This window comes from Crocinitomicaceae bacterium, from assembly GCA_016708105.1.
Classification (GTDB): Bacteria; Bacteroidota; Bacteroidia; order Flavobacteriales_D; family Crocinitomicaceae; genus JADJGJ01.
Genome location: JADJGJ010000001.1, coordinates 773144 through 786689, shown reverse-complemented (window position 1 = coordinate 786689; position 13546 = coordinate 773144). Strand labels below are relative to the sequence as shown.

Here is a 13546-nt window from a genome sequence, read left to right as displayed (position 1 = left end):
AACTCATCTATAAAAATCTGAGAATGTTTATATTTACAGATTTCCGTGAAGTTTGTGGAACGAAAAAGATTAAAGCTCTGATGATTATTGAAATGATGAAAAAATACTTCTACCTCTTTCTTGTGCTGCTACTGCACTTTCAGGTATATGGACAACAAGACACTGTTTTCTGGTTTGCTGCTCCTGATATCTCAAGTGCCGAAGGCCAGTCACCCATCTATCTGAAATTTCAATCATATTCTGATGCGGCTACTATTACCGTGAGCCAACCTGCAAACGGAGCATTTATTCCGTTAACCGTTAACTTGGCAGCTAATGACAATGACAGCATCAATCTCACCCCTTACATTGCTCAAATTGAAAGCCCTTCAGCCAACACCATCAATACAACCGGACTAAAAATTTCATCTACGGCAAATATCACCGCATATTATGAAGTTGCAGCATCCAGTAATCGCGAAATGTTTTCACTCAAAGGAAATAAAAGTATTGGAACCAACTTTTATACACCTTTTCAAAAAACATGGAATAATGCAGTTGTTGCGCCTGCAACTTTCAGTTCGTTTGAGATTGTTGCTACTGAAGATAACACTACCGTTTTAATCACGCCAAGAACAAATATAACCGGACACGTGGCCAATGTCACCTACAGCATCAATTTGGATCAAGGCGAAACTTACAGCGGAAGAGATACGGATGTCAACGCCACTACTTCTCTTGCCGGATCAATTATCTCTTCTGACAAACCAATTGCTGTTACCTTATTTTCAGGCGCACTCACAACCGGTGGATGCACATCTAGCGTAGCTGATCAAATTACTCCCACTGATTACATTGGAACAGATTACATCATTCACAAAGGAACATTATCAGGAGAAAAGGTGTACATCATGGCAACTCAAAATTCAACCAATATTACAATTGATAACAGTGGAACAACATCAACCGTAATTAACTGGGGCGAAACATATACCTATTCACTTACTGATGACATCAATTATATTCACACCAATAAACCTGTTTACGTTTGGCATGTCACAGGATCTGGATGCAGTATGGCCGGTGCACAAGTGCCATCCATTTTTTGTGCAGGCAAATACGAACAAACTTTTACCAGAACAAAATCTGATTCGTTAGGATTAATTGTTTACACCCGAGCAGGATTTGAAGATCAATTTGAAATTAACGGAAATGCCTCATTGCTCACTGCAGGTGATTTTACCGTTGTACCCGGAACATCAGGAGAATTTGTTGTCGCTAAGAAATATTTCAACACAACGGATGTACCGGTGAACTCATACCATCTTGTAACAAATAGTGGAGATATTTTTGGACTTGCTGTTGTGCATGGAGAATCAGGAACAGATTTATCGTACGCATGGCTTTCAGAATTCCAATCATATCCGTTTGTTGATGCAGGTCTTGAAGAAGACACTATTTGTGCCAATGTGCCTTACACTCTGAACGGAATTGTTGGTGGCGGATCTGTTACCGGTATCTGGGGGGGTTCTGGTTACGGAACATTTTCATCAGGACTCACAGCACTTGATAATGTCTATATTCCAAGCGGACTTGATACCATCATTTCTCCAATCAATATTATACTCACATCTACCGGGCCATGTCCTGTAATGAAAGATACCCTAGTTCTTCACGTTGACCCTGCTCCAATTGTGAATGCATCAGCAGACCAAACTGTTTGTGCAAACAATGCAGACGTTACCTTAGATGGATCTGTTTATGGAGGATCAACAACCGGTGTCTGGTCTAGTCTTGGATCTGGCACTTTTATTCCTGACAACATTACCTTGAACGCTGTATATGTTCCCTCAGCTGCAGATACTACAGCGGGAAGTGTTACATTGGTATTGACATCAACCGGTGCAACTACCTGCAACGTGGTAACAGATACTATGATTGTAACAATCACAGATTCTCCTTTTGCTGATGCAGTAGATGATACTATTTATGCATGTGCAAATAACCCAGGTTTTGCACTTTCAGGAGTTGTTTACGGTTCAACCACAACCGGAAAATGGACTACCAGTGGTAACGGTTCATTCTCGCCTGATAATCTGACACTCAACTGCACTTATGCACCAACTCCAACTGATGTAGCCGGTGGATCAATTACTATTTATTTTCAGAGTACAAACAATGGATCATGCACTCAATCAAAAGACAGCGTGGTTGTAATTTTTACACCTTCTCCAACAACTTATGCCGGCGGTGATATACTTGCGTGTACTAATGAGCCTTCTGTTGATTTGTCCGGAACGGTTGGTGGTGCTACAACAACAGGAACTTGGAGCGGAGGAACGGGAACATTTAACCCTGATGCAAATACTTTGAATGCTACCTATACACCAAGTGCTTCTGAGGTGCTTGCAGGCACCATGTCTCTTACGCTCACATCTACAAATAATGGAACATGTATTTCAGTTTCTGATGTAGTTCAAATAACCTTTATTGCACCTCCGTTTGCTAATTTTAATTTTGGTGATGTGTGTTTAGAAGACACCATGTATTTTACAGATTTTTCGTTGAACGGATTTGGAACTATTGCAAACTGGGTGTGGAATTTTGATGATGGTTTTTCTTCAACATCACAAAATCCTTCTCATTTATATTCTGCGCCAGGTAGCTTTGACGTTGAGTTGATTGTAACTAGTGATGCAGGATGTTCTGATACCACCATTAAATCTGTTGACGTTTTTGAACTACCAGTTGCTGATTTTGACTATACCTCAAGTTGTGATAATAACCTTGTAATTTTAGATTTTACAGATGCCTCAACAACAACAGCTGATCCAATCACATATTGGTATTATGACTTTGGTGGCCAAGGAAGTCAAGCCACAGAAGATCCTTCGCAACTATTTATTGGATCAGGAAATTTTGTGATTTCACATATTGTTGAAACAGTAAATGGATGTTCTGATACCCTGGTTGAAATTATCAATATTCCCCCAAGACCTTCAGCAGGATTTTACTACAATACATCAAATGGATTAAATGTTGGTGCAGAATTCACTTTTATAGACACCTCAACTTACGCAGTGAACTGGCAATACTATTTTGGTGATGGCAATGTATCCTATGATCAAAATCCAACCAACGTATATTTTGAAAATGGCACTTATACGGTAACACAGTATGCAATTGGAATAATGGGATGTATAGATAGCGCTAAAACAGATATTACAATCAACACGGTTACTAACGAAATTGAAAAATTAATTCCGAATGCCATTTCACCAAACGGAGACGGTAATAATGATGTATGGAAATTGAATTTTATTCCATTGCTAAATCCTACTGCTGAAATTATCATTGTAAACAGATGGGGGCAAACCGTCTATCAAGCCATTGGATATAATGAGCCGTTTGATGGCACCTATCACGGTGAAAAATTACCGGAAGGCACGTATTTCTATCTGATCAAAATCAGCGATGAAGAAGTGTATCAAGGTCCGTTACTTATTTTAACTGAAAACAATTAATGAATTGATTCAAAAAAGACATGAAGAAATTTTTATACAGTATAATTTTTATTCTTAGTTGCCAGTTTACCATTGCACAACAGCAATATGTTTTCACCAACTATTTACTGAATGAGTACTATTATAATCCTGCTTTACCTGGCAGTGAAAATGTCCATAAAGCAAATATTGGATACAGAAATCAATGGGCAGGGTTTGATGGTGCACCGGTTACACTACATGCAAACTTTTATGGCTCATACGCAAACCAGAAAAAACATGGATATGGTGTATCCCTCATGTCTGACAGAAGCGGATTGATTCAAAACACTAATATTTACTTGAGTTATGCCTATCACATCCAATTGTCTGATTCAATAAGAATGGGATTTGGCGTGCGTCCCGGCTATATGCAGTACAACATTAAGTTATACGACACCCAACTTGCAGATCCGGTAGATGATGTTTTGAACGGAAATATTCTGTCGACTAATGCTATTGATCTTGGATTTGGTTTATATGTGTATTCAAATAAATTTTTTGTTTCAGCATCCATGCGTCAAGTTCTTGGTTCATCAGTCTCTTTTACCGGTTTCAACTATGGTCTGGTTGAACACTACAGCGCAGTTGCCGGATACACTTTCAGAACCAAAAAGAAAAAATTTGAATTTGAACCGTCTGTCATGATGCAATATGTAAAACCTGCTCCGCTCCAATTATCTGCCATGTTCAAAACAACCTATAAAAATAAATATTGGGCAGGCCTAACAATGCGTACACAAGATGCAGTAGGAATTGTGATAGGAGCAAATTTCTGGAAACGTCTCAATATTGGATATGCTTTTGATTATTCACTTGGACAAGTAAAAACATTTAATAATGGAACACATGAATTCATGTTGACTTTTGTGGTAACTAAAACAAAACCTACACTAGATCAAGAAGACGAAGATTTGAATAACGGAATATTTGAAGAGAATAATAAAAAGAAACAGGAATAGTGTGAAGATCTTTTTAGCCGTAGGAGTTAGAGAAGATAGAAAAAGATAATAAATGAAAAAACAATAGTTTGACGCCATATGAAACTACTAAAAAAACTACTGTTGATTGCGCTTTTCATCATAGCGGGTGGTCAAGAGCTCAAAGCTCAGATTGATACTAATTTCTGGTTTGCTGCTCCGTGGGTCACACCTGACCACTGGTGGAGAGATCCAATTGCATTTGAAATATCAACATTTGGTAATCCTACCACGGTTCGTATTCAGCAACCTGCCAGCTCGTATGATACAATTTTTACTGTACCTGCTAACTCACTGTTCACAAAATATGTAACGCATATCATGAATAGTTTAGAGAGTAAACCGGCCGATGCCTTGCTCAATACCGGAGTTCACATTACATCAGATTATCCCATCACGGTAGTGTATGACATCATCACACGATCTCCACAATTCTACAATCCGGAAACCTATTCACTCAAAGGAAATAATGGTTTGGGCTATGAGTTTGTTGCTCCATTTCAAACCAAGTGGAATAACCAAACCTTGGGAGGTGATTTGAACGGAGATGCCCTAGTAACTCAACCACGGCAACAAATTTCAATTGTAGCTTCTGAAGATAATACCACTATTTGGATTACGCCAAAATGTGCCATAGTCGGTCATCCTGCGGGGGTAACATTTTCAGTTGTTCTGCCAGTTAAGGGCAACGTGTATACCGTTCAAAATATGGTTGGAAATACAAATGTGCTTGGCAACAATTTAGCAGGAACAGTTATTGTTTCAGATAAGCCTGTTTCAGTTACCGTATCAGATGACTCTGTGAATCCTTCAGGCGGCGGTGGCTGTTATGATTTGATGGGTGACCAAATTGTTCCAACTGATGTAATTGGCACAGATTATATCGTCAATAAAGGATTTTTAAATGGTGGCTCTGATGAATCATTATATGCCATGGCAGTAGAAAATTTTACTACCGTAACGATTAATGACGGCGTTACAAGTGTAACAACCATTTTAAATCAAGGTGACACCTATTCTTTTATCACAGATTACCAGCTAACTTATGTCACGGCAGATAAACCAATCTATATGCTTCACATGTCCGGTTACGGATGTGAATTAGGTGAAGCAATTCTTCCCCCATTAAATTGTGCCGGTTCAGATCAGGTAAGTTTTGCGCGACCAAATGGACAAAGTTTTCTTCTTGATATTTTATGTCCTGCAGGCTCTGAAGATGATTTTACGTTGAATGGTTCAGCCGCACTTGTTCCTGCTGGCGCTTTCAGTCCGGTGCCCGGAACAGGCGGGGCTTGGATGGGTGCGCAAATAAGCTACACGACTGCACAAATTCCTGCTGGCACAGCAAATCTTATTACTAATTCAACAGATTATTTTTCTTTAGGTATTATAAACGGAGGCGCAACCACCGGATGTCTATATCACTACATGTCTTCATTTATCCGACGTGTTTATGTTGATGCCGGAATTGACCAAACGCTTTGTAAAGGCAACACAGACATTAATCTTACAGGCAGTGTCAGTGGTGGTGTTACTACCGGTATCTGGAGTGTTTTAGATGGTACCGGAACTTTTGCAAATCCAACGAATCTCAATGGTACTTATACACCTTCTCCTTCAGATTACACACAAGGTTATCTAACATTTGTTTTGCAATCAACGGGGAATTGTCTGCCTGAATTTGATACCATGAAAGTAACCTTCATTGAATCTCCTCAAGTAACTGCCGGTGCTGATCAATATTATTGCAGAAACAATATTCCTGATATTCCGGTGAACGGAACATTACAATATGCTGTTGGATCTCTTTGGTCTGGTGGAACCGGTGGCGCATTTGATGATCCATCTGATTTGAATACATTTTATGTTGCTTCACCGGCCGATGTTTTGGAAGATAGTCTTTTGTTGATCATTACATCGTCAGGAAGTTTCTTCTCATGTCCTGATGATAAAGATACTGTAGTAATTTACTTCACTGAACCGCCGGTAGTATTTGCTGGACCAGACATAGTCACCTGTGCAAGTGAACCTGATGTACCAGTTGCAGGTTCAGTTACCGGAGCATCTTCTACCGGAATTTGGACAACCTCTGGGTCTGGAAGTTTTTCTCCGTCTGAAACAGATTTGAGTTCAACGTATACCATGAGTTCATCTGATACTACCTTGTCAAGTTTGACACTTGTGCTTACATCAACCGGCAATGGAGGCTGTCTGGCTGTTGCAGATAGTTTGATGGTGACAATTCTTGATCAGCCTATAATAAATATTATTTCTGATGATTCTATTTGTGCCAATCTTCCTGTATTGAGTCTTGATGGAACAGTAACAACAGGTTATTCTGTTTTGTGGACGGTTGATGGGTTTGGATCTGTTTCAAGTCCAACATCTCAAAGCACAACCTACAATGTAAATCCTGCAGATACAATTAATGGATCAATTATGGTACATTTTGAAACTAGCGGAGGTATTTGTCCGGTGGAAGAAGATTCACTGGAAATATTTTTTATTGATCCACCGGTTGCTTTTGCAGGGCCAGATCAATCATTCTGTGCCAACGAACCAGTTGCACTGGGAGGCTTGCTTGCAGGTTCTGCTTCATCAGGAACATGGACTTCAACCGGTACAGGAAATTTTGATCCAACCAACACAATTCTTAATCCATACTATTATGCTTCAGCACTGGATTTAAGTAACGGTTCAGTTGATCTTATTTTAACTACATCAGCTGATTTTGGATGTATTGCCGATAAAGATACCGTACACATTATTTATAAAGATGCACCGGTAGCAGACTTTAGCAACTCTTCAGCTTGCGCCGCAGAGAACACTTATTTTGTTGATGAATCTACTATTTCTTCAGGCACAATAGTATCATGGCAATATGATTTTGGTGATGGAAATACTTCTATTGCAAATGATCCAATTCACCCTTATATGGGATCAGGTACTTTTTACGCAACACTCATTGTGGAATCATCAAACAATTGCTACGACACAATCACAAAAGCTGTATATGTAAATCCAGTGCCGGTGGCTTTATTCCAAAATGAGTATGCATGCCAAGGAGAGACGGTACAGTTTGAAGATATTTCATTTTTAGCCTCAGGCAATATTGTAGGTTGGGATTGGGATTTTAATAGCGGAGAAGGAACAAGCAGTCAACAAAACCCTTCATACATTTTTGATTTAGCAGGCACTTACCCTGTAATGTTAAGTGTAACTTCTGATTCAGGATGCGTTGGAACGACCACTTCAAATATTAATGTTTTAACCGGACCAGATGCGGCGTTTACTGTTGACCCTGTGCCTGCATTGGCACTTGAAAATGTTTATTATACAGATCAAACAGTTGGAGCAATTGACGAATGGTACTGGAATTTTGGTGACCAAATTGGAGGAAATAATCAAAATGAAATTCATCAATATGCCAACGGCGGAGTTTATACCATCACGCTTGAGGTTACTGATACTGCAGGCTGTGTTGATACAACATCCCAAACTATTCAGGTAATTTTGTGGCCGGTATTACCAACCGCGTTCACTCCAAATGGCGATAATGAAAATGATATTTACATTATTCGCGGAGGACCATTTGAAGCAGTAGATTTCAAGATTTATAACAACTGGGGACAACTGGTATTTTCAACTACCGATCCAAACGAAGGTTGGAACGGAACATACAATAACGAAGATGCGCCAATTGGTGTTTATACCTGGACATTCATTGTTCATGTTGCACCCGGCAGAGAACCAATTATTCAAGAAGGAGACGTAACCCTGATCAGATAATGAAAAAATTACACACGTATTTTATCCTGATTTTTTGCCTGACAGGTATGCGTTCATTCGCACAGGATTTTCACTTGTCAATGTATGATGCAGCCCCTTTGTATCTCAACCCTGCCATGACAGGTGTTGTTGAAGGAAACTGGCGCATTCATGGGCACTATCGCACGCAATGGAAGGCGGTAAATTTTAAACCCTATACAACAGGCTTGCTTAGTTTTGATATGCCTTATAAAAAATGGGGATTTGGTGCGCAGGTTGTTAATTACCGAGCCGGTTTCGGGAATTACAACGCCTTGCAATTTGTTACTTCATGCGGGTATACTATTTCAATTGATAAGAAAAAAAATCATAACCTGTCATTTGGTTTGCAAGTAGGGTTAACGCAAAAATCTGTAGAACATCAATTACATACTTTCGATAATCAATACACCACAGTAAACGGCGGAAGTTTTGATAATACACTTTCCAACGGTGAAAATTTTAATGGTCAAAAATTTATTGTACCCGAATTAAATTTTGGTATGTTGTACTATTTTTCTAAACAACAATCTAAACTGAATCCTTTCATTGGTGTTTCTGCATTTAATATCTTACAACCCAATGAAACTTTTTTTGCAGACGATAACACCCTTCCTTTGCGCATATATGGACACACCGGAGTCAGAATCAACCTCACTGAAACTTTTTATATAATTCCAAAAGCACTTTATATGCGTCAACTACAATTCAGTGAATTAACTTTTGCAGGAGATGTAGGATTATATTTAAAGGCTGCTGAAACATTTTTATTAGGTGGATTAATTTACAGAAACAAAGATGCTGCTGTAATCTATATTGGTGCGCGCAAAACAAATTACATCGCCAAATTATCTTATGATATTAATTTTTCTTCTCTGTCAGATGCTTCAACCGGAAGAGGAGGATTTGAATTGTCATTCACTTACATGCACCAAAACGCTCAGTCGCAGAATGTAAAAATATGTCCGCGTTTATGATGAATCGCACTTACAGAATTGTATCAACTTTGATATTTACTTTGTTGTTGAGCAGTACTCTTTTCGCTCAATCAAAAAAAGTATGGCTATATAAGGCAGATGACGCCTATGAAAAACGTGATTATGCAACTGCCTTGCGATATTATCACATGGTACTGGATGATACTCTTGGTATGTCTACTCAAGTATTGCCATATGAAATAACCCTGTCAAATCAGAAAATAAAAAAAGATTCAGCCCAGACACCAAATGAAAAAACGGTTAGCATAACACAATATGTAAACCATCAAATGGCTATGTGTTATCGGTTAAGTCAAGACTACGCTAATGCAGCAAACTATTTTAAAATTTCTGCAGAAAATTCTGAATATCAAGATGACTATTATTATTACGGGTTGATGTTAATGTATCTTGGAGATTACGAAACTGCACAAACAGTTTTTGATAAGTACGTTTCAATACCGGGAATAGATGAGAACATGCTCAAGCGTGCATTCAGAGAAATATCTGGCTGCCGATATGCATTAGAAGTTGAAGAGCCTGAAGAAAAAATAGAAGTAACGCTCAGTGATACCGTAATTTTCAATAAAGGAACTTCGTCTTTTGCAGCCATGTATTGGGGAGATGGATATGACAAAATTATTTTCACCAGTGCGCGTGAAGGTGGCGTAATTCTTGATCCTGAAACACAAGACTCAAGGTATTTATGTGATTTATACTGGTCAGAAAAAGCATCAGATGGAAACTGGGATCGTGCACACAATTTTGGTAGACCGTTAAACTCAGCAAGGCACGATGCCTCAGGAGCAATCTTCAACAATTTTGTCTATTATACCCGTTGGAGTGATGAAAACCGGAAGGATAAACATATCTATCTGGCGCGTATGATTGATATGAAATTTTTTGAATCGCTTAAATTAGATTCAACTGTCAACATGGATGGATTTCAAAGTATCAATCCTTTTGTCACATCAGACGGAAAATGGCTTTATTTTTCAAGCAACAGACCCGGAGGATACGGAGGATTTGACATTTGGCGCATTGCCTTAGATGAAGTTGGATCTCCGACGGGAGAAGCGTATAACGTTGGTGAACCATTAAATTCAGAGTACGATGAACTAAGTCCGTTTTTTCATGAGCCTTCAAGTTCACTCTTTTTTAGTTCAGACGGACACGCCTCAATGGGAGGTTTAGATATTTTCAAAAGCAATTACGATCCTGAATCAGATTTTTACGAGATGCCGGTGAACCTTGGAATACCAATCAACTCTGCCCATGATGATAGTTATTATATCACAGACTCAGAAATGCGTTACGGATTTATTACATCCAACCGAAGTGATTGTGCTGAATGTGATTCACTCTACACCCTGTGTTCTCATTGCTACAAAATTTACAATGTACTACAACCTCCTCCGGTATTTAAAATTAAAGGATATGTGTATGATGAAGTAACTGAAGAAGTGATTCCAAATGCGCGAATTGAATTTAAAGATGTAAGTTATCAATGGGAACACTTTGAATTGGTTGCAGATGAGAAAGGATATTACGAACATGAACTCATTCCAAATCTTGAACTATTTTTAAGAGCAAGCGCTAAAGGATACTTTGCAGATAAAGCGGTTGTAATGACAAAAGGACAACTCTACTCAAAAGTTTACCGTCAAGATTTTTATCTTGAGAAAATACCTGAAGGAGAAATCACCATTGAAGGAATTGAATACGATTATGACAGCGCAAACTTGCGTCCTGTTTCAATAGAAATTCTAGATAGGTTGATTGAATTTCTTGAACTAAATCACAATCTAAAAATTGAAATTCGCTCACACACCGATGAACGTGGAAGTGACAAATACAATTTAGATTTGTCAAACCGCAGAGCACAGTCAGTAGTTGACTATTTAATTTCTCAAGGCATACCGGCTGAACGATTAGTTGCTAAAGGATATGGAGAAACCATGCCTGCTGAAGTGAAAGATGAAAGCGGAAATGTAGTAACATTAACTCCCGATTATATCTACTCTATTCCGGATAAAGACAAACAAGAAGAGTATCACCAGCGGAATAGAAGAACGGCGTTTTTTGTATTGGAAGAGCATTAGTCCTCTCTCCTCTTTCCTCTCTCCACAAGAGAGAGGAAGTGACGTTAGTTCGCACTTTTCGGAAACCCTAGCAGTTTGGTTTTCCCCCATTCTGAGGTGGATTAAGGGAGAGGAAAAGAAGTGACGTTAGTTCGCGCTTTTCGGAAACCATTGTGCAGTGGCCTTCCTCTCCTTTGGAGAGGATTGAGGAGAGGAAAAAAAAACAATCTTTCAAGGATTATCTACCCCTGAAAAAAGTCTTTCATCTTTTTGAAAAATCCTTGTTCTCTGCCTTCTGGTTTTGGAATAAAATTTTCTGATTTACCTAGTTTTTCCAACATGGATTTTTCTTCTGAACTCACTTTTTTTGGAGTCCACACGTTGATATGCACAAATAAATCACCATTACCATATCCATTGAGATTAGGAAGTCCTTTTCCTTTGAGACGCAACATTTTTCCACTTTGTGTTCCTGGGTCTATTTTGATTTTTGCTTTACCTTCAATCAACGGTACTTCAATATTATTGCCAAGTACAGCATCAGTAAAAGATATAAATGCCTCAGCATGAAGATTCTCTCCGTCACGTTGTAAAAATTCATGGCGTTCTTCTTCAATTACTACTAATAAATCTCCGGGATATCCTCCAAATGGACCCGCATTACCTTGCCCGCCAACTTTTAGTTGCATTCCTTCACCTACACCGGCAGGTATGTTTACCTCAACAATTTCTTCTTGTCTTTTCAGCCCTTGCGCATCAGCACCGGCAGGTTTTTTATCAATGATTTTTCCGGTTCCGTGACAAGTATGACAAGTTGATTGTGTTTGCATGGCACCCAACATGGTTTGTGTAACACGTAAAATTCTACCAGATCCGTTACAGGTTTTGCAGGTATTGAATGTTACACCTTCAGCGTTTACTAATTTGTTAACCTTCAATTTTTTCTTTACTCCGGTGGCAATTTCTTTGAGATTTAATTTGATTTTTATTCTCAAATCAGAACCGCGTGTCATGCGCTGGCCTCCTCCGTTGCCACCAAATCCACGACCAAAGGAGCTTCCAAAAATATCTCCGAACTGATCAAAGATATCCTCCATATTCATTCCACCATAACCAGCTCCACCTGAAGCACCACCAACTCCCTGATGTCCGAAACGGTCATATCTTGAACGCTTTTCTGAATCGCTCAGCACCTCATAAGCTTCTGCTGCTTCTTTGAATTTCTCTTCTGCTTCTTTATCATTCGGATTTCTGTCCGGGTGAAATTTAAGGGCAATTTTGCGGTAGGCCTTTTTTATTTCCTGTTCATCTGCGTTTTTTGAAACGCCAAGTACATCGTAATAATCTCTTTTCTGACTCATGATTTCGTACTCTGTTATTGTCCAACTACTACTTTAGCAAAACGAAGTGTCTTGCCTCTGAGATTATAACCTCGCTCTATCACATCAATTATTTTTCCTTTTTGTGATTCATCCTGAACCGGCACGTTGGTAATAGCCTCGTGCTGATCTGCAGAAAAAACTTCTCCTTTTGATTCTAAAAGCTCAAGTCCTTTATGCTGTAGAATATTAACTAATTTATGTTGAATCAATTTGAAACTTTCACGCAAAGCATCAGCCGAATCAACTTTTTCATTGTTTGCAACAGCTCTCTCAAAATCATCTAATACCACCAGCAAGTCTTTAATCACTTCTCCGCCGGCGTGCAATATCAAATCTGCTTTTTCTTTAGCAGTGCGCTTTCTGAAATTATCAAAATCTGAATAGAGTCTGACATATTTATCATTCAGTTCAGCCATTTTTTGCTCTATAGATTCAGCATGCGGTTGATTATCGGATTCAGCATTTTGTTCTGCAATCTGTTCTTCATTTCCTGCCGCACCTGTTTGTTGCTGCTCTTTCAATTGATCTTCAGCTTGTGATTCTTCGTTTTGTTTATCTTTTCTTGCCATGCTTGCGTGGTTTTGTTGCGGCATACAACAAATGTACTGCCAATGCCAGATTTACGTCAATGTGTCACGCAAAATTAGGGGTTTGTTACAAAGTTTCAGAATTTATTGGCACTTATGTCTTTTAAAAGAATCAAATCAGTGACAAAATGCCTGTTTGACAGTACGCAGAAGCCGCCGATTGTTGGTGCAGAGACTGGTTCTTGTTAGCCATATTTTTTTTTGACGGATA

Annotated in this window: 7 protein-coding genes; 5 read left to right on the top strand and 2 right to left on the bottom strand. The window is 38.9% G+C overall.

Annotated features, from left to right (window positions below; genetic code table 11):
- The first annotated feature begins 23 nt into the window (after window positions 1-23).
- The 5 genes from IPH66_03275 (at window position 24) to IPH66_03255 (ending at window position 11387) form a co-directional block, all read left to right on the top strand.
- Window positions 24-3503: a gliding motility-associated C-terminal domain-containing protein gene (locus tag IPH66_03275; GenBank protein ID MBK7128373.1), complete on the top strand. Its 3480-nt coding sequence runs from the start codon at window positions 24-26 to the stop codon at window positions 3501-3503.
- Between the two features lie 20 nt (window positions 3504-3523).
- Window positions 3524-4483: a type IX secretion system membrane protein PorP/SprF gene (locus IPH66_03270; GenBank protein ID MBK7128372.1), complete on the top strand. Its 960-nt coding sequence runs from the start codon at window positions 3524-3526 to the stop codon at window positions 4481-4483.
- Between the two features lie 78 nt (window positions 4484-4561).
- Window positions 4562-8290, top strand: a complete 3729-nt coding sequence (locus IPH66_03265) for a gliding motility-associated C-terminal domain-containing protein (protein MBK7128371.1) — start codon at window positions 4562-4564, stop codon at window positions 8288-8290.
- Window positions 8290-9285: a PorP/SprF family type IX secretion system membrane protein gene (locus IPH66_03260; GenBank protein MBK7128370.1), complete on the top strand. Its 996-nt coding sequence runs from the start codon at window positions 8290-8292 to the stop codon at window positions 9283-9285. The genes IPH66_03265 and IPH66_03260 overlap by 1 nt, the downstream gene beginning before the upstream one ends.
- Window positions 9282-11387 (top strand): OmpA family protein, encoded by a 2106-nt coding sequence (locus IPH66_03255; GenBank protein MBK7128369.1) that lies wholly within the window; start codon window positions 9282-9284, stop codon window positions 11385-11387. Before IPH66_03260 ends, IPH66_03255 begins: the two co-directional genes overlap by 4 nt.
- A 221-nt stretch (window positions 11388-11608) precedes the next feature.
- Here the strand turns inward: IPH66_03255 and dnaJ are convergent, their stop codons facing one another.
- Together dnaJ and IPH66_03245 are read right to left on the bottom strand one after the other, a co-directional pair.
- Window positions 11609-12727 (bottom strand): molecular chaperone DnaJ, encoded by a 1119-nt coding sequence (gene dnaJ / locus IPH66_03250; protein MBK7128368.1) that lies wholly within the window; start codon window positions 12725-12727, stop codon window positions 11609-11611.
- A gap of 14 nt (window positions 12728-12741) precedes the next feature.
- Window positions 12742-13317: a nucleotide exchange factor GrpE gene (locus IPH66_03245; GenBank protein ID MBK7128367.1), complete on the bottom strand. Its 576-nt coding sequence runs from the start codon at window positions 13315-13317 to the stop codon at window positions 12742-12744.
- Window positions 13318-13546 lie beyond the last annotated feature (229 nt).